Origin of the sequence: Akkermansia sp. JRP_AM1 (genome assembly GCF_049262625.1) — a bacterium.
Taxonomy (GTDB): domain Bacteria; phylum Verrucomicrobiota; class Verrucomicrobiia; order Verrucomicrobiales; family Akkermansiaceae; genus Akkermansia; species Akkermansia massiliensis.
This window is the reverse complement of sequence record NZ_CP118234.1, coordinates 1,314,225-1,336,719: the sequence shown is the minus strand read 5'-3', so window position 1 is coordinate 1,336,719 and position 22,495 is coordinate 1,314,225. Positions and strand designations below refer to the sequence as shown.

Genomic DNA, 22,495 nt, shown 5'->3' with positions numbered 1-22,495 from the left:
TATTGAGGGGTTTTTGAGAGTGGTTGAAAAGAAAAAAATACGGTTTGGAGGCAATATGCCTGAATATATCGCGGGGCCTCGCGGCCATAAGCCGGAAGCCCCGCAAAATAAATCGGTCCCGCCTCTCAACAGGCGGTTCCGGAATGCGTTACCAGGAAGTCACGTTGTCTTCCGTCATTTCCGGATTGTTGATGTGGCCATCCTCCGTGCTGCCCTGCTTGTCCTTGCCGACGCTGTAAACGGCCACGTTCTTGGTCACCATGCGGGAACCGACCTGGACGCGGGGGGTGCGGTCGTCGGGATTGGCATTCAAAATGATGTGGTAGGGGGATTCCCACGGGTCCATCAGGCCCACGCGGCCACGGCTTTCAAAGAACAGGCCGGGAGAACCTTCCACATCCGTGGTCGTGGTGTTGAAATAGGCCGTTTTCTTGGGATTCAGCTTCCTGTCTTCATCCCCGCGGTCCATGTAGTTGGTCAGGATGCTCATGATGCGGCTGTCGTCGTCCACGGCGGTCGTCATGTAATACTGTCCGTCCTTGCGGGCCTGCTTGGCCATTTCCCGTCCGCTCCAGGCTACGGGAACGCGGCCGTTGTCCAGCATGTAGTTCTCAACGGCTGTCTGCAAACCGTTGCAATCGCTCCGCGCCGTGGTAACCCGTGATTTTTCCATCACGCCGTTCACCACCGTCATGGCAATGCCGGCCAGCGTCAGGATAATGGCGATCACCACAAGCAATTCAATCAACGTGAATCCCTTGGATTTACGGTTCAAAAAAGGTGCCTTCATACTTTGCCAAGAGTAGCGCAATTACGGTTCAGGGCAAGCGGAAAACAACCGGAACCGCCAATTTCAAAGCGCGTTTCCGGAGCGGCAAACATGCGGCGCATGGCCCCGGCATGCAAACGCCCCGGCTGTCGGAGGACGGCCGGGGCGTTTAAAAAGAACATTCTTTTAATTAGCGGGAGCGGGAGCTTCCGGAGAGACAGGAGCGGGAGCTTCCGGCACAGCGGGAGCCGGAGCCTGTGAAGAAGCGGCTTCCGCCTCAGCGGCGCGCCTGCGCAGCTCCTCCTGCTGGAGTTCTTCCGGCGTCTTGGCGGGAACGGAGGCTTCCTGCTTGGCGGCGGCCTTCATCATTTCCGGGCTCAGCAGGCTTTCCGAGCTCTTGACGTGCTGGCGGTTGATCAGCATGCCCAGCACCAGGCAAAGAATCATGAAGGCGGAGCCGAAGTACACCGTAGCTTTTTTCAGCACATCCGTAGTCCGCGCGCCGAAGGCCTGGTCCGTGATGGCGGCGCCGAAAGCGGCTCCCAGCCCTTCCTGCTTGGGTCTCTGCATAAGCACCACGCCCAGGAGGAGAAGTGACACAATCACCAGAACGGCAAAGAGTAACTGAATGCTGATATTAAGTGAATTTGCTAAAAAAAGGTTCATGAACGCGGGGAGTATGTGTGAATTCAGATGGTTTGTAAAGTCTAGGAAATGATTTCGTTATGCTCGTTGCAAACGATTTTCTTGGGAACGATGGGCTTGTCCGACAGGGCAAAGCTCATGATAACCACCCGTTCGCCCGTCTTGATCAAATGGGCCGCGCCGCCGTTCATGATGATGTTCCCCGTACCGGCAGGCCCCTGCAGGGCATACGTTTCCAGACGGTTTCCGGACGTGACGGACGCCACGAGGACCTTTTCTCCGGGCCACAGGTCCACAGCGGCCATCAAATCGGCAGGAATTTCAATACTGCCTTCATATTGAACATCGCCACGGGTAATCATGGCGCGATGGATTTTTGATTTTAACTGCTCAACCAACATGACGTCCGAACAACAAACCCCCGATCGCTCTTTCGGTCAAGCCGTCATCCTCCATTTTACGGTTTTCTGTGTCTTACTTATCCCGTCTCAACACCTCAGCGGCCTGGGCGGCGTCCAGCGCAAGCTGGCTTTTCAGTTCTTCCAGGGAGGGGAATTTGGTTTCCGCCCTCAGGAACCGGACCGGCACCACTTCCATTTCCTGCCCGTAAATGTCCCCCGGCTGGCCGAACAAATGCGTTTCCAGCAACAGTTCCCCCCCTCCCCTTCCACCGTGGGACGCACCCCCAGGTTGGCGACGCCCCCATATTCCGCGCCGTTCACCCGGGCGCGTACGGCGTAAACGCCATGAGGAGGCTGCAACCCGCAGCCGGGCTTCATATTGGCCGTGGGGTAGTCCAGCAGGCGTCCCAATTGGCGTCCATGAATCACCGGGCCCCTCCAGCGGTAGGGACGGCCCAGCATGCCGGCCGCCTGTAAAAAATCCGCCGCACGCACGGCTTCGCGAATCCGGGTGCTGCTCACGCGCTCCCCGTCCCGCAGGATGGGCGGAACGGCCGTCACCCGGAACCCGTAGCGGCCGGACAAAAGGCGCAGGGTTTCCACATCGCCCGCGCGGCCTCGGCCAAAGTGCCAGTCTTCCCCCACGGCAATCTCCGCCACGCGGCAGGAGGCGCAGAGCTCCCTGATGAATTCCTCCGGGCTCATGGAAGCCAGCCGGGAGGAAAATTCCAGCGTCAGCACCATCTTCACCCCCAGCTCTTCCATCAGGGCGAACTTTTCCGCATCCACCGCCATAATGGCAGGCGGCACGCTTTCCGGGCGGACACGGGCCAGCGGATGAGTGCGGAACGTCAGCACGGCGGCAATGCCTCCGTCACGGGCCGCGCCTTCCACCGCTGCGGCAATCACTCCGGCATGCCCCAGGTGCAGCCCGTCAAACATCCCCATGGCCCAGTGCACGGGGGAAGAAACACCCTTCAGTTCCTTAAACTCCCGGTAAATGACCATGCTGCTACCTGGCAATCAGAATGTCCGCCAGCTCCTCCAGGGAAAGCATGGCCCGGAACAGCTCTTCCCTGGGGGCGGTTTTCAGGGTATCCACCGTAACGGCGCGCTCCAGCGTAAAAGAACCGGACCTGATGCGCCGGAGGGCGCTCAAATGCGCTCCGCAGCCCAGCGCCTTCCCGATGTCATACGCATAGGAACGCACGTAAAAACCCTTGGAGCATTGAACGGTAAAGTCCACTTCCGGAACGGCCACGCGGGAAATTTGATGGCCGAACACCTCCACGGGCCGCGGCTCCCGCACAACTTCCTGCCCCTTGCGGGCCAGCTTGTACAGCGGGACGCCGTCCTTTTTAATGGCGGAAACCATCGGGGGAATCTGCTCAAAAGCGCCGTCAAACCGGTCAAACGCCTCGCGCACGGCCTGTTCCGTCACGCCGTCCACGGAATACTCCGCCACCACTTCCCCCATGGCGTCCTGGGAAGAGGTCTCCACTCCCAGCGTCAGGGTTCCGGCGTATTCCTTGTGTTCGCACATCAGCTTGTCCTGAAGCTTGGTCGCCTTTCCCACCACCAGCATCAGCAGCCCCGTAGCCATGGGGTCCAGCGTGCCGCAGTGGCCGATCTTCTTAATCCCCAGGGAGCGGCGCGCAATCGCCACCACGTCGTGGGAGGTCATGTCCTGCGCCTTGTCAATCAACAGGACGCCCGAGGGAGCTTGCATGGAATCTGAAGCGTTCATGAAATCTGCTGTTGGAGCACGCGTTCCACTTCCTCCTGCATGGCCTTCAGGATGGTGAGGCGCACTTCTTCAATGGGTCCCCTGATGCGCACTCCGGCGGCCATGGCATGTCCGCCGCCTCCAAAACGGGAGGCAAGCTCCGCCACGGATATTTCAGGGGTCTTGGACCTCAGGGAAATGCGGATACGGGGATCGTCCTCCGCCTCCTCCAGATAAGCGGCCAGCCAGACTCCCTGCACGGAACGCAAAAGGTCAATCAGGCCTTCCGTGTCCTCCGGACGGCTGCCGATCCGTGCCTTCGCCTCATTCGTCAGGCAGAACGTGCAAATCCTGCCGTCCGGCGTCAGCCTCATGCCGTTCAGAGCCTCGCGCATCAGCTGCATCTTCACCCAGGGCTTTTCCTGGTAAAGCTGGCGGTTGATGTCCTGGACGTCAACGCCCATCCGGATCAAATCCGCGGCCAGCTCCATCACGGCCGCCGTCGTCATCTGGTACTGGAAGGAACCCGTATCCGTGCTGACGGCCACGTATAGGGCGTCACGCATTATCGGGGTAACGGGAACGCCCAGATACTTGAAAAAATAATACAGCACCGCACCCGTGGCGCACTCGTCCGGCAGAACGCATTGCACGTCCCCGAACAATTCATTAGTCTGGTGGTGGTCGATGTTCGCCCACACCTTCACTCCCGCCAGGGCCTTCAGACTGCGTTCGCCCAGCCTCTTGAACGCGCCGTTGTCCACGGAAACGGCCACTTCCACGTCCACCGGCTCATCGGGCGTGGGGATGATATTTTCCACGCCCGGCATAAAGGCCAGATTGGAAGGCACGCCGTCCTCGTTCATCATCACCACCTTCTTGCCCATCTGCTTCAGGGCTTCCCCCAGCGCCAGCGTGGAACCGATGGCGTCACCGTCCGGATGCACGTGCGCAATTACCGCAAAGCTGTCATGTCTGCGGAACAGGTCCGCCAAAGGCGCAAATTCGGGACAATGTTTCCAATCTTCCATATGTTCTGCCGCATTTTTATAGAAAAAGCCGCACTTGGACAATCACCAAGTGCGGCTTGAAAAGTCGTACCTAATCCCGGAAGAGGATTACTTCTTGGACTTCATGACCACCGGAGCCACATCCACGGCGGGCTGGTTCAGGTCATTGAACTTGGGAAGGGGGGTCAGGGGGAGCACCCTGATCCTGACAGCAGCAGGAAGCCATGATGCTCGCCGCAAAAGCGGCAAGAGCCATAACGGTAATCTTCTTCATATGCGTGGTTAAATGATGGGTGATAAAGGATATGGAAATATCTTGGAGCATAAAAGCATACCATGCGGGCGCCCGTCAATCAAATTTGCTAAAATCTCCCAAGGGGGCGCCTTTCCGCCTGCTTCTCCCCGCAATCGGGCCTTTCTCAAATGGCAAGACGCATAAATCGCTCGCCTGCGGTCCTCAGGAATTATAGTCTCTGCCAAGCCGCTTCCCTTCCATGCCCTTCTCCGTCAGAATACTCCGGCTTTTCGGCACCCTGCTGCTGGGCGTCTGCGCGCTCGGCGTAGCCGGCATTACCTGGGCGTACCTGATAGAACCCAATCTTCTGTTCGTCCGGAAGGTGGACTACCGCGTCCCCCAGTGGAACGGCCGCGGAAAACCCGTTAAAGTCGTCATTGCCGGAGACCTTCACCTGATGCCCACGGCCTTTGATGAAGTGAGGGCGCTGCGCTACGTCCGGAGAATCATGCAGCTTCAGCCGGACTTGATCCTGCTGGTAGGGGATTATGCCCGCGGCGCCAGCAGAAACGCCAGCATGAGCCCCGCCGCGGCCGCCCGGCTGCTGCGGGGGCTGGCAGCGCCCTGCGGCGTCTTCGCCATCCAGGGGAACCATGACTTCACCTTCGGCTGGGACAACTGGCGCAAGGAACTGACCCGGGCCGGCATCACGGTGCTGGAAGACCAAAGCGCGCTTGTCACGTTCAAGGACGGCAGGCAGCTCCAGCTATCCGGAATGCTGGACACCTCGCGCAATTCCAAAAAACGGCTCCCCAAGCGCCAGTCCCCGGATATACCCCATTTCCTGCTTTCCCACCGTCCGGAAGCGGATCACATGCTTTCCCATGGGGACGCGGACATCGTCATCAGCGGCCATACCCACGGCGGCCAGATACGCCTTCCCTTCAATCTCCTGTGGTTTGAAGCCAGCCCGGAACACGCCCAGCCCTACACCTACCCCTGGCATATTTCCGGCGGCAACACCTATCTGATTACCAAGGGGCTGGGAACCAGCACGCTCCCCCTCCGCTTCAACTGCCCTCCGGAGATCTATCTGCTGGAACTGCACTGACGCCGGCAGCCCTTTTCATGCCGGACTAGACGGCGGCGGGAAAAGGATTTTTCTTTGTTTCTTGATTTTTCGCGGCCATGGACCAGCATGGAGAATGGTTCCGCTGTTTTCCATGATGACTACTTCCACCAATACCAAATCCACCCTCAGAAAGAACGCCGTCCTGTTTGGCAACGGTTTGATCCGCACACTGGGAAGCCCAAGCAGCATTGACCTGCTCAAGGAAACCGTCTGCCCTCCCTGCAACGGCGGTGAAGGCTGCAAGCAAGACATCTATTGCCCGTTCAGAGACCAGGGGGACTATCTGCCTTTTCCCCTGATTTACGAGTATTTGATCCTGAAAAAACAAAAACGGCATCCGGAAGCCGACATGGGCAAAGTATCCTCCGATGTGCGTGACCGGCTCAAGAAGAAACTGGAAGAGTTCACCCCGCAGAAATATCCCGGCTCCGTTTTACACCAGCTTGCCGCCCTTCCAATAGACGACTATCTGACCACCAATTACGACACGTTCCTGGTGCAGATCCTGGAATCACAGCATTACAAGACAAGCCAGCGCCGGAATTCGGAAACCAAATACAGCATCCGCCGCCATGTCTGCATGGAGAAGGAACGCCGCTCCCTCCGCATCTGGAACATTCACGGCACCTATAATGAAAAACCCTCCTCCTTCACGATTCAATACGGGTATGAGCACTATTGCGGCTGCATCGGTAAAATTGACAGCTATTTAAAGGGAACCTACACTTACTGGGTCCAAAAACAGAAAAAAGAAATAGCGGGCATCCCGGAAAAGCTGCGCAAGCCGCAGCTTCAACTGGAGGAATCATGGATTGACCTGTTTTTCTTTTCCAACGTTTACATCATGGGGCTGAATCTTTCTTCGGAAGAAATAGACCTGCTGTACATCCTGAACCTCCGGTCACGATGGCTGCGCGATTCAAAAAAGGCGCGCTGCATCCAAAACCGCATCGTTTTCTACGGCCAGCCCGCCAAAGCCATGAAAGCCCTTCTGGAAGAATTTGATGTGGAGGTTTGCTCTTCTTCGCCCACGCCTCCCGGAAAAAACGCGAAAGGTACGGATTACGAGAAGTATTACCGGGCGGTTTTACGTGATATCCAGTACAGAATAAAACAGGCACATTAACCCGCATCCGGCTTCAGGAGCATGTGCCATCCTCCTTCTCAAACTGCTTTTGCAGCCTGAGAATTTTATTCCTGGTCATCCGGTAAACAGGCCGGTAAAGGTGCTTTTTCAGGATGGCCGGGAGGGTTCTTCCGGGCAGCGGGCCATGCAGCAGCCCGGCTTCACGCATGGCGCGTTCGTAACGTTCCCCTTCATAGCGCCAATTATACCGCCAGGGCTTGTGCACCCCCTGGTAATGCAGAATGCCCGGTTCCAGCGCCGCTTCCACCGCCTGGCGCGGCGTCACTCCTCGCCAGAACCGTTCCCTGGGTCGTTCTTCAGGATGCGGCGCGTCAGGCCGTCATGCCAGTTCCAGCGCGGATGCAGCGGCACGGTCAGCTCGCACAGGGCGCCGTTCAGCGCGTCCTGGTCCGGACAGGTCAGCCTGTCCCGGTGACTGACGGCATAATCCAGCACGGCCCTGACCAGGTTCTTTTCCCGGAAAACGTCCACATTCATCAGCAGCACGCCGGAATTGAAATACCCCGTGCAGGTCAGCGGCATCTCCAGGCGCTCGTTGAAATGGGAGCCGGGCCTGGAAAATTCTCAAACACCACTCCCACCGCGTTGCCGGACATATCCGTCCGGAACAGCTCCGTCAAATCCCGGCAAACCAGAACGTCAATGTCCAGATACAGGATGTTGCCCCGCTCCTCCTTCAATAACTCCGGGATGAACACGCGGCCCCAGGCGGGCACGGGCCACTGTTCCGTATGGGGAAAGTCGTGCTTTTCCAGAATGCCGGAAACGTCTATGAACTCCAACCGGCACTCAAACGGGGCCGCCAGGCGCTCAACGCTGTTCCGGTTCTCCCCGTCAATGCCGTCGGAAAGGATGTAAATCTTGTAAAAGGTTTCCGGAGCAGCGGTGCTCAGCAGGGAAAAGACGGTAACGCTCAAAGGCAGGATGCCCCGGTTGTCACTGGCCAGGACGACGGCAAATTCATTCTTCTTCATCGGTCGATCGTTCGGGTGGTGTCAGCGGCGCAGCAGCCGGGCGCCCGCTTTGCGCATTCTCTTCCAGTAATAGGAAAAGTCCAAGCCGGATTTTCCGGCCAGCCAGGTTTTCAGCAGTTTTTCTTCCCGGCGGGACAGGCGGGAATCCTCCTCTCCGGGACGGTACAGGTTTTCTTCACGGAGCATTCGGGACACTTTCCGGGTGACCTCTTTCTGGACGGCATGGGGGGCGTACTTGCGGATATTCCGCACGCCCATCACCAGCATTTTCAGAAAAGCCGCCCTGTATTCCTCCAGGATTCCGGCTCGTTTCCACTCTTCCAGCACCAGTTGCGCCACCGTCAGGTAATCCAGCGACTGAAGGGAACTGCCGGACGCAAAGCCGCTGGTGATGGACCCGGCGCGCTTGCGGTAAACGTACGCCGCCCTGCTGACCACACAGGCCCTTCTGCACCGCGGAAAGGCGGCATAGTGGAAATACAGGTCCTCGCAGGCAACGCCCTCGGGGAACCGGATGCCGTGCTCCTCCACAACGGAACGCCGTATCATCATGCCGCCCGCTCCATGGTGTATTTTACCGATGGTTTCCGGCGTACAGGGAATCCATCCCTTTCCGGGGGGCGCGATGTCCTCCGGCAGGAACCGGTCCTCCCTTCCGGGGTCGGACTCATAATAATACCGGAACCCGCACACCAGCTTGTCGGCGTCCAGCGCCTTCGCACGGCTGTACATCTCCTCCAGCAAATCCGTTTCCAGCCAGTCGTCTGAATCCACCAGCACCAGGTATTCTCCCTGCGCATGGCTCATCGCCAGGTTCCGGGTGCGGGAAAGGCCGCCGTTTTCCGGGGCCTGCACCACTTTCACCCGCTGGTCCCGCTCCGCAAACTCCCGCAGGATGGACAGGGACCCGTCCGTGGAAGCGTCGTCCACGCAAACCACTTCCAGCTCCCGGAGCGTCTGTGCGCAGATGCTTTCCAGGCACTGGGCCAGATACGGTTCCACATTGTAAACCGGAACCAGCACGGAAATGTTCACGGGAGCCATCATGACGCCTGCGGAGTGGCCGCCATTTTTGCAGGTTCAAGCTCTTCCTGCGGGGGCAGGAAGGGCTCCAGCGTGGACCACGCCTGGTCCACCGTAATTTCCTCAATGGAGCCGGGGGAAATCAGGTTGGAAATGCACCGGGCCGTAATGGCGGACTTGCGCGTCCGGTGGCAGAAAATAGCGGTCACCGGGACCCCGGCATAGGCGCACATGTGCGTAGGCCCAGTATCATTGCCCACACAGGCCAGAGAACGGAGCGCCATCTGGGGAATATCCATCAGGGTGGACTTGCCCAGAAAACTGACGGCCAGGGGGAGCTGGCGGCAATGGCCTCCACCTCCGCGGCCTCCGCCCGGGTGCCGATCACGACGGAGGAAATGCCCCTTTCCGCCAAGCGCCGGGCCAGGGCGCAGAAATTCTCCACGGGCCAGCGCTTGTAGGGATGGCTGGGGGAACAGCCCGGAATCATCATCACGTAGCGTTCCGGAAGCTCGTCAAAATGCAGCCCTTCCCCGTGCATGAAAGAGAGGTCCGTCAGGACGCGTTCCAGGTGGAACGGTTCCTTCACCACCCTGCCAAACCGGAAGCCGCCTTTTTTCAGCAGCCTGCGCCGTTCCCCGGAATTGCAGGCCACCCAGTCCATGTCATGGTCCAGCAGGAAGCGCACGGCGGGATAATAACGCTTCCTGGTGCGGGAAGATTCCTGGAGGTCGTACACCACGTCAAAATTCCCTTTCACGATGGAACGGATGGCCCCCCACGTGGCGCCCAGCTTCCGGTAGGGCAGGCGGTTGTCCACAATGAAATCGTCAAACACCCCGAGCTGTTCCGCCATGGGAACAAACATCCCCATGGTCATCAGGGTGATATGCGCCTCCGGATGGAGCTCCCGGAGCCGCTTCATCGTCCCCATGGCAAGCACCACGTCGCCAAGGGCGCCGTGCTTGATCATCAGAATGCGCTGTGCGGGCATGGGCGGAAAAAGGAATGCGGGTTAAACGTAGCTGTCCTCCCTGTCCAGATACTTCTGCACGTACTGGCGCACGCCGTCCTCCAGGGAAGTCATGGGAGCTGCATAGCCGGCGGCGCGCAGCCTGGAAAGGTCCGCCTGCGTATAATACTGGTACTTGCCCTTGAGTTCTTCAGGCATCTCCCGGTAGGCAATCTTTTCCTGGAGCCCCAGCGCATTGAACGCCGCCTTCGCCAGATCGTAGAAGGAGCGCGCCTCCCCGGACCCCACATTGAACAATCCGCTCACCTCCGGATGGTCCAGCAGCCAGAGCACCACGTTCACGCAGTCACCCACCCACACGAAGTCCCGGAGCTGCCAGCCGTCCCGGTAGTCGGGATGGTAGGACTTGAACAGCTTCACCGTTTCATTCACCTTCACCTGGGGGAAAATGTGGGCCACCACGCTCTTCTGCCCCCCTTGTGGTATTCATTGGGGCCGTACACGTTGAAAAACTTGAGCCCGGCGTACTGGGGAGGAACCGGCCGCCCTTCCTTCACCTCCCGGGCCACCTTGCGGTCAAACAGGGCCTTGCTCCAGCCATACGCGTTCAGGGGGCGCAGGGCATTGACGTGCTCCAGGGAGGAGTCATCGTCAAACCCCATGGAGCCGTCCCCGTACGTGGCCGCAGAAGAGGCGTAAATAAACTGCTTGCCGTACAGGGCGCAGAACTCCCACAGGCGCCAGCTCAGCGTGAAATTCGTCCGGATGATCAGATCAGCGTCCGTCTCCGTGGTGGCGGAAATGGCCCCCATGTGAATGACGGCCTCAATCTCCTCCGCATGCGCCTCCATGTAGTCAAGCATGTCCTCCGGAGGAATCACGGCGCACAGCTCTCTCTTGGCGATGTTTTTCCACTTGTCGGAAGAGCCCAGCTCATCCACCACCACAAGATCCTTTTTACCGGCCTTTTCCAGAGCGGCGACAATGTTTGAGCCGATGAAGCCGGCCCCACCCGTGACAATAATCATAAGAGAAGAATAAATGAAGAAGTTGTACGGCCTTTTGTACCACATCCACCCGGCCCTAGGCAACTGCCATTTGAGGCGTTCCCGAACTCCAAATTCTCAACGAATTTACAATCCGGATACTCCAACCCCTGGCCGGTCCACGCGGAAAACCGTTGGAACGCAATCCCTGCGCATCCCGCGGAATCCCCGGCCTTCATCCCCTCTTTTCATGCTGACAACGTTAAAAACCTTCGGTAATATTTATCTTGCAAAAATTATCATTGACCACGGATTGTAAATCCGTTACATACATTATAAGCTTATGCGTCCCGACGTTTCCATCATCGTTCCCTGCTACAATGTAGCCGCTTATGTGGACGACTGTCTGGACAGCCTGGTTCGGCAGACCCTCCGGAACATTGAAATCATCTGCATCAATGACGGCTCCATGGACGATACCTGGGCGCACCTGCTCCGCTGGAAGGAAAAGGACGGCAGAATCATCCTCCTGAACCAGCAGAACGCGGGCGTTTCCGCCGCAAGGAACGCGGGGCTGGATGCGGCGCGGGGCCTTTACGTCGGCTTTGCGGACCCGGACGACTACGTGGACCCGGAAATGTACTCCCGCCTTTTTTCCGCGGCCCTGGAACATGATGCGGACATCGTGGAGTGCGGCAACCATGTCTTCGAGGACTCGTCGGACCGGCTCATTGAGGCCAGAAGGAGGTCGCCCTCCTGGCATTTTGAAAAGGACGCCTCCCCGGCCAGCTTCTTCCGGGACTCCATCTGGGGTAAAATGGACATCTGCGTATGGAGCAAGCTGTTCCGGAAAAGCATGCTGGACGCCCACCGCCTCCGCTTCAATGTGAACCTGAAATCCGGCGCGGAGGATGAAACCTTCCGGCTGATGGCCGTCCCCCACGCCTCCCGCCTCCTGTTCATTCCGGACTGCCTGTATTACTACCGCCTCATGCGGAGCGGTTCCCTTTCCCGCCGCTGCAATGACCCCACCTACTTCAAATGCGTGCAGGAATTCCAGCGTCTGCTGTACATCGTGGACTACTGGAAGGAACACGGATGGCAGAATGAAGGCCTGTTCGCCTATGGCGTGCGGAAAATCAGGCCTTTCTTCGTTTCCAAGCATCCTCTTTTCCACCAGATGACCGCCGTTCAGCAACAGTCCCTGCTGGACTGGTGGCACCTGTTCTACCGGAACGCGGAAGGGGCTCGGTTCCTCTCCGTCCTGCCGGGCCGGGACAGGCAATTGGTGGACCTGCTGAACTCGGCGCAGCCGCCATCCAACGGCTGGGGCCGCATCCTGCTGGCGGCCTGTTCCCTGCTTCCCGGACAGAAGGGACGCTATTACTCCTGCAAAAGAATGCTCGCGGAACATTTTTCCCAAGCGCATTCCAACGGTTTCCAAGGGAAAAACGCCTCGCCGGAAGAGCCGTTTGACACATCGCCGCCTTCCCTGTAAATTGCCTTATCCCTACCTTCCGGACAATGAACCGCTTTCTCTCATTCGCAGACTCCCGCATGGCGGCCGCCCTGGAACGGCTGGGCAGGCAGGCGGAAGCGCTGGAATTTTTCGATGAGATCACGCTGTTCACGGAACATGACCTTTCCGCGGAATTCACCGGCCGCATGGGCAAATACCTGACGCCGTCCTGCCGGGGATTCGGGTACTGGTCCTGGAAACCCTGGGCCATCCACCACGTCCTGCAGGACATGCAGGAAGGCGACCGCCTCCTGTACCTGGATGCAGGCTGCCATATCAACATTAACGGAGCGAAGCGTTTCCGGGAATATGTGGACATGCTGGACCGGGACAGCCGCGGCATGCTGGTTTTCACCAACGGGCAGCCGGAATACAAATGGACCAAGGGGGACATCCTGCGCCACTTCGGCGTTTCCGGGGAAGATGTCCATGTCACGCACACCCAGCAAATTGCAGGGGGCCACGTCTTTCTGAAAAAGAACCCGGTCACGGAAAGCCTGATCCGGGACTGGCTCCATGTCTTTTACGACCATCTGCACCTGGCGGACAATTCTCCCTCCGCCTCTCCCAACCTGCCGGGCTTTGTGGAAAACCGGTATGACCAGAGCATCTTCTCCATCCTGTGCAAGCTGCAGGGCATCACCGCCCTGGACGGTACGGAAACCTATGCGGAGGACTGGGAACAGCTTTCCTCCTTTCCATTCCAGGACAGGCGCGACATGGGAATCCCGCGGACCGCAAAAAAAGGCTGGCTGCAAAAATGCAGGCAGCTTCTTCTTCCCGCCAAAAAGGGCGGATTAGGAATCCGGTAAGGATGCCACAGCTCGGAAAAGCTCTCCTTTTCCCCCCTCCGGGATGGTCCAATTGCCGCTCCATCAACATTCTCCCCATCTCCCTTTCATGGTCGCGTACCTCCCGGGAGCCACGGCCTCCCGGCCCTGATACCTATCGCCTCCGGAACGCAGCAACGGCTATTTAATATTATTTATACTATTATATACAATGAGTTATATCTATTATAGCCAGAAATCTTCCGCTCCCAGGCGCCGAAGCCGCAAAACACCGTCAATCAAAATATCCTTTCACAGCCGCGGCCCCTCCGTGAGCCAGCTTCCCCTGCTTCTTGTTGAAAGAAGAAGCCTCCCTGACATCAGGGCCAGCGTCTGCCGGTTCACGGAATAACGGCAAGCGAAATCTTCCCAAAACGTTTTTCTTTCAGATTTGCAGGCTTGACGCCGGATTCCTAATCCTCATACTCCCCTATGTGACTTCTCCTCAACGCAGGACAGTATTCCAAGTCTCCCACAGCGTATCGGCCAGCTCCGCTCCCTACCGGTTGAATGATGCCCTGAACCGGAATATTTCCGATATGGAATCCGTCCTTCTGCTCAGGAGGCGCAAGGGAATAGACGGCCTGGAAATCAGCAGATCCGCCGCCAGAAGAGCTACGGACGCGCTGCGCCGCCATCTGGCGCATGGATTTGACGCCCTGCTGCCGGAAAAAGGAGGGACCTGCCCTTCTCCCTGAACGTGCTGGGCATGGGGTTCGACACCGCCCAGATGGAGAAAGCCGACCTGGTGCACCTGCACTGGATAGGCGGCCGAACGGTGGATTTCACGCGGCTGAGCCACATCCGCCGCCCGCTGGTCTATACGCTGCACGACATGTTTGCCTGCACCGCGGGGTGCCACTGCACCATGGACTGCGACCGATTCCGGGACGAATGCCGCGGCAGTTGCCCCCAGCTCGGCACTCCCCGCCTCTTCCGCGGCCTTCCGGCGTGGCTGTTCTCCCGCAAGCGCCGCTCCTTCGCCCGCATACCGTCCCTGACGCTGGTGACGCCCTCCCTCTGGCTGAAAAGGGAAGTGGAAAAAGGCTGCATGTTCCCCGGAAGAAGGATTGTCCAGATTTACAACCCCGTGGATACGGACCTCTTCCGCCCGGCGGAAGACCGGGAGGCCATCCGTGCGGCCCTGGGCATCCCGTCCGGAGCCTTTGTCATTGCCTGCGGCGCAACCGGCCTGTTCAATCCGGTCAAGGGAGGCCATTTCATCCCCCTGGTGCTGGAGGAACTGTACCGGCGCGGGCACAGGAACCTTCATCTGCTGCTCTTCGGCAACCAGGAAAAGAACGTGGAATTCCCCTTCCCCAGCACAAATGCCGGCTTCATTACGGACATGAACAAGCTGGCCGGGCTTTACAGCGCAGCGGACATCTTCCTGAATCCCACGCTTCAGGACGTCCTTTCCAACGTAGCTCTGGAATCCATGGCCTGCAAGACCCCCTCCGTCACCTTCCGGACGGGCGGAGTTCCGGAAGTGGTCCTGGACGGCAGGACGGGGCTGGTGGCACCCCAGGGAGACCTGAATCAAATGGCAGGCCACTGCGAACGGCTCATCCGGGACGGAAAGCTCCTGCTGGCCCTGGCGGAGGAAGGCCGCCAACACGCCGAACAAACGTTTTCCTACCCCGTCATTGCCGCGCGGCACGCCGCCCTGTATGAAGAAACGCTCCGGGAATACCGTCGCGAAGGGTGAAAAAGGCTGATGTTTAACCGCCGGGCAACCTTCCCCCAACACGCCCGGCCGGCCCCTGCCTTTGTCATTGACAAGAAAGAGCCGCCCCATACACTCTCAACCACTCCGACCCGCCTTCTCCCATGAAAACGCTTAAAATCTCCTTTTTACAGTCCACTCCGGATTTCGGCAGGGAAGGCATTTACCAGCTCCTGAAAGACCGTTACCGCGTGGTGGAAGACGATTCCGACTTCGACTACCTGATCGCCACCCCCTGGTTTTACGTCAACCGGGAAGCGTTTTACGATTTTCTGGAACGGGCCCCCGGCCATATCACCGTCATGTACGGCTGCCATGAAGCCATCGCCCCGGACTTCATGCTGTTTGACTACTACATCGGGCTGGATGCGGTGCCCGGAAGCGACCGCACCGTCAAACTCCCCTTCCTGCGCCACCATTTGCAGGAAGTGCACGGCGGCAAGGCAGGCCTGGACGTCCGCGCCCTCCTGGCCTCCAAAACGGGCTTCTGCAACTTCATTTACGCCAACCGCAAATCCCATCCCAACCGGGACGCCATTTTTCACAAGCTCTCCTCCGTCCGGTTCGTCAACTCCCTGGGGCCCCACCTCAACAACACGCCGGGCGACGGCCACCGGTCGGAAGACTGGTACGCCTCCTCCATCCGGATGAAAAAGCCGTACAAATTCTCCATTGCCTTTGAAAACGCTTGGTACCCCGGCTACACCAGCGAGAAAATCGTCACCAGCATGCTTGCGGGCACCATCCCCATTTACTGGGGCAATCCGGACATCGGAAGGGAATTCAACTCCGCCGCGTTCATCAACTGCCACGACTTCCCCACCTTGGACGACGCCGCGGCCTACGTGAAGAAAGTGGACGAAGACGACGGCCTGTGGTGTGAAATCATGTCCCGCCCCTGGAAAACCCCGGAACAGGAAGCCCTCTTCCTGGAAGAAACGGAACGTGAAACAGCCAAACTCTACCGGATATTCGACCAGTCTCCGGAAGAAGCGCGCCGCAAGGGGGACGGCACATGGATTGCCTACTACCAGCGCTTTTTAAAACGCGGCCACAGGCTGCGCCTGGCATGGCGGCGGCTGAAGAACCGCCTGCGCCACTGATCCAGGCTCCCGGACAGTTCAACTCCATCCCGGCTTCTCTCGCTTCCTCTTCACTTTCTCCCCCATCCCTGTATTTTCCTCCTTTCCGCCTCATGAACAAATGCCTTTCTGAAAACTTTTGTTCACCTTCCCTCCATCAGGCCGGAAATGCCGCCCACGGAACCTACTTTCCGCACATCGACGGCCTGCGCACCTTTGCCGTGCTGGCCGTCGTCCTGTACCATTTGCAGGAATGGATCTGCCCGGGAGGGTACACGGGCGTGGACATCTTCTTCGTCATCTCCGGCTACCTGATCGGCAGCGGCCTTGTCCGCAGCCTGAAGGAAGGGAACTTCTCCCTGTCCTCCTTTTACTACCGGAGAATCAGGCGCATCATGCCCGCCTATTTCTGCCTGATTGCGGTCGTGCTGGCCTGCGACGACCTGCGGACCCTGGGGCGCACCGTGAGGTCAAGCGCCCTCTTCATCACCAACATTTATTTCAGCAGGACCGCAGGAAACTATTTCAGCCCGGCCGCAGAAGAAAACCCGCTGCTGAACCTGTGGTCCCTGAGCGTGGAGGAGCAATTCTACCTGACGATTCCGCTCGCCCTGTGGCTGCTCTGGAAATTCAGGAAAAACGCCGTCAAGCCCGTTCTCTGCGGAGCCCTGGCGCTCTCCCTGTTCGCCGCCGTCTACCACATGGGGAATCTGGAGCATAACAAGGCCTTTTACCTGCTTCACTGCCGCGCCTGGGAACTCCTGGCAGGCTGTCTCCTGGCCCTGGCTCCCGTCGCTGCGGAACAGGGCCGGGGAATACGCTGGCTGCGGCTGGCGGGGTGGGCCGGCATTCTGCTCCCCTTTGCCTGTTATTCCTCCTCCACGCCCTTTCCGGGTTATACGGCCATTCCTTCCGTCGCGGGGGCGGCCCTTCTGATCCGCTACGGAAGCCACGGCTGGTCCGGGCGCATCCTCAGGCATCCGCTCAGCACGGGCATCGGCAAAATCTCCTACTCCCTGTACCTGTGGCACTGGCCCGTCATCGTGTACTGGACCTACTTCTGCTTCAATGAATGCGGTCCGCGGGACTATGCGGGCATGTTCCTTCTCTCCCTTCTTCTCGGTTTCCTTTCCTGGAAATTCGTGGAAACCCCCTTCAGGACAGCCGCCGCATGGCGGAAGCCCGCAAAAGCGTTCCTGCTCACGGCGGCAGGGTGCCTCACGCTGGATTTTGCCGGAGAATGGCTCAAATGGACGGACGGCGCACGGGACTACTGGCACGTGGCCGCCAACAACATATCATTCCCGGAATACTGGAAGGGGCCGGCCTTCCCGCCCTCCTTCGGCATCACGCCCCCTGACCGTGCGGTGGTGGAAAAGGGAAACGCCATCCAGCCCCATCATCCGGAGCTGGGAGACGTGACGGACTACCCCTTTGTACTGCTGGGTAAAACCGGGCAGCCCCCTTCCTTCCTGCTTATGGGAGACAGCCATGCCATGGCCAGCTCTCCGGGCTTTGACGACGCCGCCCGGCTCCTCAACCGGTCAGGCCTGTTCTACCGGGCGCGGCTATGCCCCCTGAGCGGCATTTCCGAGTCCGGAGACGCGGATTCCCTCACGCTGCTGCGCATGATGTACCCGCACTGGGAGCACAACATGGACCTGATTCTGGACTGGCTGGAAAACACTCCCCAGATACACACCGTATTCATCCACAACCGCTGGATTGAACTGGTCAACAGCCACCGGGACATGCGCCTGAAACAACTGGTTGCGGACGGCCTGCTCCACACCTGCGCACGCCTTCGCAAGGCCGGCAAGCAAATCGTGCTGCTGGGTCCCGTGCCTGAATGGACCTTCGGCCCGCGCAAACTCATGCGGCGCAATGCGCTGCTGAACGCCAACCGCGCGGACCGCCTGCTGGGCGGAGACTTCATCACGCGGCAACGCCCCGTATTCGCCCTGCTGGAGCACATGGAATCCACGGGCCTGTGCCGCTTTATCCCGCTGCACGGCGCCTTCCATAAAAACGGGCGGTGGCTGGAAGAAGACGAGGGGCACCTGATGTACTGTGACGACAACCACCTTTCCCCCTACGGTTCCAGGAAAATGGTTTCCGGCATCCTCGACCAGCTTTTTCCGGGGATGGAAAGCACGGTGTCCAACTGACGGAAGCTCCGCACGGAAAAACGCCCAATCCTTTGACATTGACAAGGAAGGAAGGCCCCCTACACTGACGTCATGCAGCGCCGCCGCCGCGATGCTTCCGGACGGGTTGCCCGACGTACGGCGGAAAGCCCGCGCGCCGCTTCAACGCCTCCATTCCCATGACGGATTCCTCCCGCCCCATACGCATCAAGGTCATCAGAAAATCCACCAAGGCCTCCCCGGATAAAACGGAATCCCTGCTGTGGGGCGACTGCCTGTTCTGCACGGACGCCGCCATGACGGACTATGACTGGGTACTAGTATACGATGAATTCCCCAGGAACTCCATAGGCACCATCAAGGATGAAACGGAACCCCTGCTCTGTCCCCCGGACCAGACCATCCTGATCACGGTGGAACCCCCTTCCATTAAAATCTACAGCCGGGCATACACCGGCCAGTTCGGCACCGTGCTGACTACCCACTCCGTCCGGGACCTCCCGCACCCCAACCATACCCTGGGCCGCGGATGCCTGGAATGGCTGTACATCAAGCCCATGCAGGAGATTCTGGACCAGACGGAATTTCCGAAAACCAAGATGCTTTCCACCATCTGTTCCGCCAAGCAGCACACGCATACCATGCATAAAATGCGTTATGACCTCACGCGCTACCTGGCGGACCGCCTGCCGGAGCTGGACTGGTTCGGGCATGGCATTCAGGAAATAGAAAACAAAACCGTCGCCATGGACGGCTACAAGTACCATCTGTGCGTGGAAAACCATCTGGAACCCCATCACTGGACGGAAAAACTGTCCGACGCCTTCGTCGCCATGACCCTTCCCTTTTACGCCGGGGACCCGCTGGCGACGGAATGCTTCCCGCAGGAAAGCTTCATCCCCATCCCCCTGGACGATCCGCAAAAAGCCTTTGAAATTATCCGCAAGGCCATGGACGGCGGGGAATACGAAAAGCGGCTTCCCGCCATTCGCGAGGCTAGACGCCTGGTGCTGGAAAAGTACAACATGTTCGCCCAGACAGCCGCCGTCATCCACAACCACCGGGGAACGGGAACCGTCCGGCCCGGCGCCACGCTGAAAGGGCGCCACGTCCTGCGGAAAAACCCGCTCAACGCCCTCCGGGAGCTGGCGGATACGCTGGCCTATAAAATCAGGTCACGCGGCAGGCGCGGGACCGGAGCCGGAGTGTAGCCCGGCTGCCGTCCCCAGGATAAGGGCCAAAACTCCCCCCCTACCAGTAAATGGAAGTGCTGGACGGCATTTTGCCGATGGCCTTGCGGCAGGCGGACCGGGCCGCCTCCATGCGGTGGAAGGATTCGGAAGGAACGCTTTCCCCTGGTATTCAGCCAGCTTCCTGCCCGCCAGATTATGCACGGTCACGGTAACCTTCGTCCTGTAGCCGGGCCGCGTATTGGGACCGGGCAGCGTGGTGAAATAATTCCCGTTGCGAATCAGCACATGCTCCTGCGCCGTCTTGCTGACGGTCGCCACGGCTCCGTAGCCGTCTTCTCCGGGGTACATGACCCGGAAACCCTTGGACGAGAGGGAGGCGGCAGCCGTATCCGCCATCTCCCAGTCGGAGCACTGGACCCTGATCTTGCGGTATTTGACCCGGCGTTCGGCGGCGGCCCGCTGATTCTGCTCCATCTCCTTGTTAAACTGCGCCCATTCTTCCGCCGTACATGCAGCCAGGGAGGCAAACACGGCCGCAGCGGCCCATCTGGTCCAAATTCCGTATCTCATCGCTTTAACAGGCATACGTTCTCCCTTCAGCCTGAACCCGGTTCAAGCCGTCTGAAAAACAGATTGTCAACGAAGCCGTAAAACCTTAATCGGATTTGCGGGAGGCGTGCTTCCTGGCCCGTTCCTCCTCCTTCTGCTTCTTCAGGTCCTCCTTCATCTTGGTCTTCTCCTCGGAATCCAGCTTGCCGTCCTTATTGGTATCATACTTTTCAAGGAGGGCGGCCTTCTTTTCCGCGGAAGTCATTCTCTTGGGAGCGTCTTCCTCCGCCATGGAGGGCATGGCGAACGCGGCGGCCATAATAATAAGCAAGTACTTCATCATTAAATGGGGGTTCTTAAACAATCCTCTTCTACTCCCACGCGCTTCCCTTGTCTCTCTTTTTTTAGTAATGCATGTAAATTACACTGCCATGCGCCCTTTCCTCCTCGTGAACGGCTCTCCGGCCTAGGCTTTCACGAACGGGAAAAACAGAGGGATCACCACCACCATGACCAGCCCCATGATCACCTGGAGGGGAACCCCTACCTTCACGTAATCCATGAACGTGTACTTGCCCGCCGGCATGACCAGGGCATTGGGCGGCGTGGAAAAGGGAGAGGCAAAACACATGCTGGTGCCCACGGAAACCGCCAGCAGCAGCGGATAGGGGCTGATGCCCATGCTCACCGCGGATTGCAGGGCGATGGGAGCCAGCAGCACCGCCGTGGCCGTATTGCTGATGAACATGGTCAGCAGGGAGGCCGTGAAATAAACGCCCGCCATCAGGGCGAACGGCCCGAATCCCCCCAGGCCGGCCACCAGGCCGTGGGAGATGGCCTCCGAGGTGCCGGTCTTCTCCAGCGCCACGGACATCGGCAGCATGGCGGCAATCAGCACGATGCTCTCCCAGTTGATCGTCCGGTACGCCTCCTCCACGTTGCGCAGGCATCCGCACAGCACCATCAGGACGGCGGCGATCAGCACCGCGGCCACCGCGGGCACCCAGTTGAACACCATGGCCGCAATCATCAGCAGCATGATGCCAGCGGCCAGCGGAGCCTTGTGCGTCAGGGTCACCTTGGACGCCTCCGCCAGCGGCTGGCCCACCACGACCCATTCAAAGGTTTTCTCACTCAGGCGCGCAATATCCGCCCAGGTTCCCTGAATCAGCAGCGTATCCCCGTACTGGAGCTTCACATCCTTCAAATTGTGGAAAATGTAATGGTTGTCCCGCTGGATGGCCAGAATGTTGACCCCGTACTTGGCGCGGAGCCCGGAAGACTTCACGGGCATGTTGATGAGGTCCGAGTTGCGCATGAGCAGCATCTCCGCAATGCCTATCTCGTCAAACTTCAATTTGCTCTTCAGCAGGGAATCCGTATCTTCCGACGTCTTCCGGTTAATCATCACCGCCCCGTATTCCCGGGCGAAACGGTCCACGTCCTCAAACTCCCCCATCACGTAAATGACGTCTCCCCGCGCCACGCGGGTGTCCGAGCCCGCCATGGTCTGGCTGACCGTTTGCAGGAAGGAATGCCGGCTGGAATGCCTGCGGCGCACTTCCACGATGTTCACGTGGTAGCGGTCCGGTATCTGGAGGTCGTGCAGGGGGTTCTCCGTCAGGGCGGAATCCTCCAGCACCCGGAGACGGTAAAGATTGCTGATGATCTGGTACTCGTCTATCAACTGGCTGAGGGACTTGCCCTTGGCCTCGTGTTCCGTCTTGTCGTCATGACGGCCCAGGAACTTCCTGCTCAGGGGAATCAGCAGCAGGACGCCCGTCACGATGCAGATGAGGCCGATGGGGGTGAACGAGAAAAAGCCCAGCCCCTCCATTCCCGCCTCCTGAAGCTGGTTGTTGATGACCAGGTTGGGGGGCGTGCCGATCAGCGTCAGCATGCCGCCCATGCTGCTGGCAAACGCCATGGGCATAAGCAGGCGGCTCGTCTGGATGCCGCCGTCCGCGGCCAGGCTCACCAGAATGGGCAGCATCAGCGCCACCGTTCCCGTATTGCTGACAAACGCTCCGATTCCGGCCGTAACGAGCATGGTCAGCACCAGCAGGCGCAGCTCGCTCTTGCCGGCCAGCTTCATGATCCTGCCGCCCAGCATCTTGGCCAGTCCCGTCCGGAAAATGGCTCCCCCCACCACGAAAAGCCCCACCATCATGACTACGATGGAGTTGGAAAAGCCGGAAAGCGCCTGCTCCGGGCTTAAAATCCCGAACACAATCAGGCACAGCAGGGAACACAGCGCGACAATATCTGAACGGATTCTCCCCTGGACGAACAAAACGGCGGATACTCCCAGAATGAGCAGCGTGGTCAACATGTCAATAAACGGCAGAGATGAAAAATCGGCAAGAGAGAATATCTAACATGTCCTGCGCGCCTTGTCGATAGGCTGAACAAGTCATCCGCCTCCCCA

Annotated in this window: 25 protein-coding genes and 1 pseudogene; 9 read left to right on the top strand and 17 right to left on the bottom strand. The window is 59.0% G+C overall.

Going from position 1 to position 22,495, the window contains the following annotated elements; translation table 11 throughout:
• Positions 1-148 precede the first annotated feature (148 nt).
• The 7 genes from PVA48_RS06370 to PVA48_RS06340 all read right to left on the bottom strand — a co-directional run bounded on the left by PVA48_RS06370 (position 149) and on the right by PVA48_RS06340 (position 4,572).
• Positions 149-790 carry a type II secretion system protein gene (locus tag PVA48_RS06370; protein WP_022396393.1) on the bottom strand — a complete coding sequence of 214 codons (642 nt, stop codon included), beginning with the start codon at positions 788-790 and terminating at the stop codon, positions 149-151.
• Positions 791-955: 165 nt separating this feature from the next.
• Entirely contained in the window at positions 956-1,435 is a 480-nt protein-coding gene (gene secG, locus PVA48_RS06365) for a preprotein translocase subunit SecG (RefSeq protein ID WP_022396394.1), read from the bottom strand.
• Positions 1,436-1,476: 41 nt separating this feature from the next.
• Positions 1,477-1,815 carry an aspartate 1-decarboxylase gene (locus tag PVA48_RS06360; RefSeq protein ID WP_067569353.1) on the bottom strand — a complete coding sequence of 113 codons (339 nt, stop codon included), beginning with the start codon at positions 1,813-1,815 and terminating at the stop codon, positions 1,477-1,479.
• Between the two features lie 73 nt (positions 1,816-1,888).
• Positions 1,889-2,011, bottom strand: coding sequence for a riboflavin kinase (locus PVA48_RS06355; RefSeq protein WP_309557313.1), 123 nt, complete (start codon positions 2,009-2,011; stop codon positions 1,889-1,891).
• Positions 1,984-2,823: a bifunctional riboflavin kinase/FMN adenylyltransferase gene (gene ribF / locus PVA48_RS06350; RefSeq protein ID WP_309557314.1), complete on the bottom strand. Its 840-nt coding sequence runs from the start codon at positions 2,821-2,823 to the stop codon at positions 1,984-1,986. Before ribF ends, PVA48_RS06355 begins: the two co-directional genes overlap by 28 nt.
• Positions 2,824-2,827: 4 nt before the next feature.
• Positions 2,828-3,544: a tRNA pseudouridine(55) synthase TruB gene (gene truB, locus PVA48_RS06345; protein WP_022396397.1), complete on the bottom strand. Its 717-nt coding sequence runs from the start codon at positions 3,542-3,544 to the stop codon at positions 2,828-2,830.
• Between the two features lie 14 nt (positions 3,545-3,558).
• Positions 3,559-4,572 (bottom strand): DHH family phosphoesterase, encoded by a 1,014-nt coding sequence (locus tag PVA48_RS06340; RefSeq protein ID WP_146019302.1) that lies wholly within the window; start codon positions 4,570-4,572, stop codon positions 3,559-3,561.
• A gap of 473 nt (positions 4,573-5,045) precedes the next feature.
• Between PVA48_RS06340 and PVA48_RS06335 the strand changes: the two genes are divergently transcribed.
• Positions 5,046-5,897, top strand: a complete 852-nt coding sequence (locus PVA48_RS06335; RefSeq protein ID WP_102727927.1) for a metallophosphoesterase — start codon at positions 5,046-5,048, stop codon at positions 5,895-5,897.
• A gap of 112 nt (positions 5,898-6,009) precedes the next feature.
• Entirely contained in the window at positions 6,010-7,044 is a 1,035-nt protein-coding gene (locus PVA48_RS06330) for an SIR2 family protein (RefSeq protein WP_180972956.1), read from the top strand.
• Between the two features lie 13 nt (positions 7,045-7,057).
• Here the strand turns inward: PVA48_RS06330 and PVA48_RS06325 are convergent, their stop codons facing one another.
• The 7 genes and pseudogenes from PVA48_RS06325 to rfaD all read right to left on the bottom strand — a co-directional run bounded on the left by PVA48_RS06325 (position 7,058) and on the right by rfaD (position 11,063).
• On the bottom strand, positions 7,058-7,330 hold the full coding sequence (locus PVA48_RS06325) for a hypothetical protein (RefSeq protein ID WP_423232417.1): 273 nt from the start codon (positions 7,328-7,330) through the stop codon (positions 7,058-7,060).
• Positions 7,327-7,587 (bottom strand): glycosyltransferase, encoded by a 261-nt coding sequence (locus tag PVA48_RS06320; RefSeq protein ID WP_423232416.1) that lies wholly within the window; start codon positions 7,585-7,587, stop codon positions 7,327-7,329. Before PVA48_RS06320 ends, PVA48_RS06325 begins: the two co-directional genes overlap by 4 nt.
• Complete coding sequence (locus tag PVA48_RS06315; RefSeq protein ID WP_423232415.1) at positions 7,578-8,039, bottom strand: glycosyltransferase family 8 protein; 462 nt, start codon at positions 8,037-8,039, stop codon at positions 7,578-7,580. Before PVA48_RS06315 ends, PVA48_RS06320 begins: the two co-directional genes overlap by 10 nt.
• Positions 8,040-8,060: 21 nt before the next feature.
• Positions 8,061-9,086: a glycosyltransferase family 2 protein gene (locus tag PVA48_RS06310; protein WP_102727926.1), complete on the bottom strand. Its 1,026-nt coding sequence runs from the start codon at positions 9,084-9,086 to the stop codon at positions 8,061-8,063.
• On the bottom strand, positions 9,083-9,346 hold the full coding sequence (locus PVA48_RS06305; RefSeq protein WP_309557315.1) for a hypothetical protein: 264 nt from the start codon (positions 9,344-9,346) through the stop codon (positions 9,083-9,085). Before PVA48_RS06305 ends, PVA48_RS06310 begins: the two co-directional genes overlap by 4 nt.
• A 14-nt stretch (positions 9,347-9,360) precedes the next feature.
• Positions 9,361-10,056, bottom strand: a complete 696-nt coding sequence (locus PVA48_RS06300; RefSeq protein ID WP_309557316.1) for a glycosyltransferase family 9 protein — start codon at positions 10,054-10,056, stop codon at positions 9,361-9,363.
• Positions 10,057-10,077: 21 nt separating this feature from the next.
• Positions 10,078-11,063: pseudogene (gene rfaD, locus PVA48_RS06295) on the bottom strand (ADP-glyceromanno-heptose 6-epimerase).
• 301 nt (positions 11,064-11,364) lie between these two features.
• On the opposite strand from rfaD, the gene PVA48_RS06290 reads away from it, so the two are divergent.
• From PVA48_RS06290 to PVA48_RS06260, 7 genes are all read left to right on the top strand, one after another.
• Positions 11,365-12,519, top strand: a complete 1,155-nt coding sequence (locus tag PVA48_RS06290) for a glycosyltransferase family 2 protein (protein WP_102727925.1) — start codon at positions 11,365-11,367, stop codon at positions 12,517-12,519.
• Between the two features lie 26 nt (positions 12,520-12,545).
• On the top strand, positions 12,546-13,352 hold the full coding sequence (locus PVA48_RS06285; protein ID WP_102749373.1) for a hypothetical protein: 807 nt from the start codon (positions 12,546-12,548) through the stop codon (positions 13,350-13,352).
• Between the two features lie 452 nt (positions 13,353-13,804).
• Entirely contained in the window at positions 13,805-14,068 is a 264-nt protein-coding gene (locus tag PVA48_RS06280; RefSeq protein WP_423232414.1) for a hypothetical protein, read from the top strand.
• 11 nt (positions 14,069-14,079) lie between these two features.
• On the top strand, positions 14,080-15,078 hold the full coding sequence (locus PVA48_RS06275) for a glycosyltransferase (protein ID WP_418390790.1): 999 nt from the start codon (positions 14,080-14,082) through the stop codon (positions 15,076-15,078).
• 122 nt (positions 15,079-15,200) lie between these two features.
• Entirely contained in the window at positions 15,201-16,199 is a 999-nt protein-coding gene (locus PVA48_RS06270; protein ID WP_102727922.1) for a glycosyltransferase family 10 domain-containing protein, read from the top strand.
• A 92-nt stretch (positions 16,200-16,291) separates the two neighbouring features.
• Positions 16,292-18,346: an acyltransferase family protein gene (locus tag PVA48_RS06265; RefSeq protein WP_423232413.1), complete on the top strand. Its 2,055-nt coding sequence runs from the start codon at positions 16,292-16,294 to the stop codon at positions 18,344-18,346.
• 158 nt (positions 18,347-18,504) lie between these two features.
• On the top strand, positions 18,505-19,536 hold the full coding sequence (locus PVA48_RS06260) for a glycosyltransferase family 10 domain-containing protein (protein WP_022396411.1): 1,032 nt from the start codon (positions 18,505-18,507) through the stop codon (positions 19,534-19,536).
• On the opposite strand, the gene PVA48_RS06255 is transcribed toward PVA48_RS06260, so the two are convergent.
• The 3 genes from PVA48_RS06255 to PVA48_RS06245 form a co-directional block, all read right to left on the bottom strand.
• Entirely contained in the window at positions 19,501-20,088 is a 588-nt protein-coding gene (locus PVA48_RS06255; RefSeq protein ID WP_423232412.1) for a hypothetical protein, read from the bottom strand. The genes PVA48_RS06260 and PVA48_RS06255 overlap by 36 nt on opposite strands.
• 85 nt (positions 20,089-20,173) lie before the next feature.
• Positions 20,174-20,410 carry a hypothetical protein gene (locus tag PVA48_RS06250; protein WP_022396413.1) on the bottom strand — a complete coding sequence of 79 codons (237 nt, stop codon included), beginning with the start codon at positions 20,408-20,410 and terminating at the stop codon, positions 20,174-20,176.
• A gap of 123 nt (positions 20,411-20,533) precedes the next feature.
• Positions 20,534-22,399 carry an SLC13 family permease gene (locus PVA48_RS06245; RefSeq protein ID WP_102727920.1) on the bottom strand — a complete coding sequence of 622 codons (1,866 nt, stop codon included), beginning with the start codon at positions 22,397-22,399 and terminating at the stop codon, positions 20,534-20,536.
• Positions 22,400-22,495: the final 96 nt, after the last annotated feature.

What these genes read in the sequence shown, in the direction of transcription:
- PVA48_RS06370 (WP_022396393.1), bottom strand. Translation starts at nt 790, where the DNA reads ATGAAGGCACCTTTTTTGAACCGTAAATCCAAGGGATTCACGTTGATT.
- secG (WP_022396394.1), bottom strand. Translation starts at nt 1,435, where the DNA reads ATGAACCTTTTTTTAGCAAATTCACTTAATATCAGCATTCAGTTACTC.
- PVA48_RS06360 (WP_067569353.1), bottom strand. Translation starts at nt 1,815, where the DNA reads ATGTTGGTTGAGCAGTTAAAATCAAAAATCCATCGCGCCATGATTACC.
- PVA48_RS06355 (WP_309557313.1), bottom strand. Translation starts at nt 2,011, where the DNA reads ATGGAAGTGGTGCCGGTCCGGTTCCTGAGGGCGGAAACCAAATTCCCC.
- ribF (WP_309557314.1), bottom strand. Translation starts at nt 2,823, where the DNA reads ATGGTCATTTACCGGGAGTTTAAGGAACTGAAGGGTGTTTCTTCCCCC.
- truB (WP_022396397.1), bottom strand. Translation starts at nt 3,544, where the DNA reads ATGCAAGCTCCCTCGGGCGTCCTGTTGATTGACAAGGCGCAGGACATG.
- PVA48_RS06340 (WP_146019302.1), bottom strand. Translation starts at nt 4,572, where the DNA reads ATGGAAGATTGGAAACATTGTCCCGAATTTGCGCCTTTGGCGGACCTG.
- PVA48_RS06335 (WP_102727927.1), top strand. Translation starts at nt 5,046, where the DNA reads ATGCCCTTCTCCGTCAGAATACTCCGGCTTTTCGGCACCCTGCTGCTG.
- PVA48_RS06330 (WP_180972956.1), top strand. Translation starts at nt 6,010, where the DNA reads ATGATGACTACTTCCACCAATACCAAATCCACCCTCAGAAAGAACGCC.
- PVA48_RS06320 (WP_423232416.1), bottom strand. Translation starts at nt 7,587, where the DNA reads ATGCCGCTGACCTGCACGGGGTATTTCAATTCCGGCGTGCTGCTGATG.
- PVA48_RS06315 (WP_423232415.1), bottom strand. Translation starts at nt 8,039, where the DNA reads ATGAAGAAGAATGAATTTGCCGTCGTCCTGGCCAGTGACAACCGGGGC.
- PVA48_RS06310 (WP_102727926.1), bottom strand. Translation starts at nt 9,086, where the DNA reads ATGATGGCTCCCGTGAACATTTCCGTGCTGGTTCCGGTTTACAATGTG.
- PVA48_RS06305 (WP_309557315.1), bottom strand. Translation starts at nt 9,346, where the DNA reads ATGGCGCTCCGTTCTCTGGCCTGTGTGGGCAATGATACTGGGCCTACG.
- PVA48_RS06300 (WP_309557316.1), bottom strand. Translation starts at nt 10,056, where the DNA reads ATGCCCGCACAGCGCATTCTGATGATCAAGCACGGCGCCCTTGGCGAC.
- PVA48_RS06290 (WP_102727925.1), top strand. Translation starts at nt 11,365, where the DNA reads ATGCGTCCCGACGTTTCCATCATCGTTCCCTGCTACAATGTAGCCGCT.
- PVA48_RS06285 (WP_102749373.1), top strand. Translation starts at nt 12,546, where the DNA reads ATGAACCGCTTTCTCTCATTCGCAGACTCCCGCATGGCGGCCGCCCTG.
- PVA48_RS06275 (WP_418390790.1), top strand. Translation starts at nt 14,080, where the DNA reads ATGGGGTTCGACACCGCCCAGATGGAGAAAGCCGACCTGGTGCACCTG.
- PVA48_RS06270 (WP_102727922.1), top strand. Translation starts at nt 15,201, where the DNA reads ATGAAAACGCTTAAAATCTCCTTTTTACAGTCCACTCCGGATTTCGGC.
- PVA48_RS06265 (WP_423232413.1), top strand. Translation starts at nt 16,292, where the DNA reads ATGAACAAATGCCTTTCTGAAAACTTTTGTTCACCTTCCCTCCATCAG.
- PVA48_RS06260 (WP_022396411.1), top strand. Translation starts at nt 18,505, where the DNA reads ATGACGGATTCCTCCCGCCCCATACGCATCAAGGTCATCAGAAAATCC.
- PVA48_RS06255 (WP_423232412.1), bottom strand. Translation starts at nt 20,088, where the DNA reads ATGAGATACGGAATTTGGACCAGATGGGCCGCTGCGGCCGTGTTTGCC.
- PVA48_RS06250 (WP_022396413.1), bottom strand. Translation starts at nt 20,410, where the DNA reads ATGATGAAGTACTTGCTTATTATTATGGCCGCCGCGTTCGCCATGCCC.
- PVA48_RS06245 (WP_102727920.1), bottom strand. Translation starts at nt 22,399, where the DNA reads ATGTTGACCACGCTGCTCATTCTGGGAGTATCCGCCGTTTTGTTCGTC.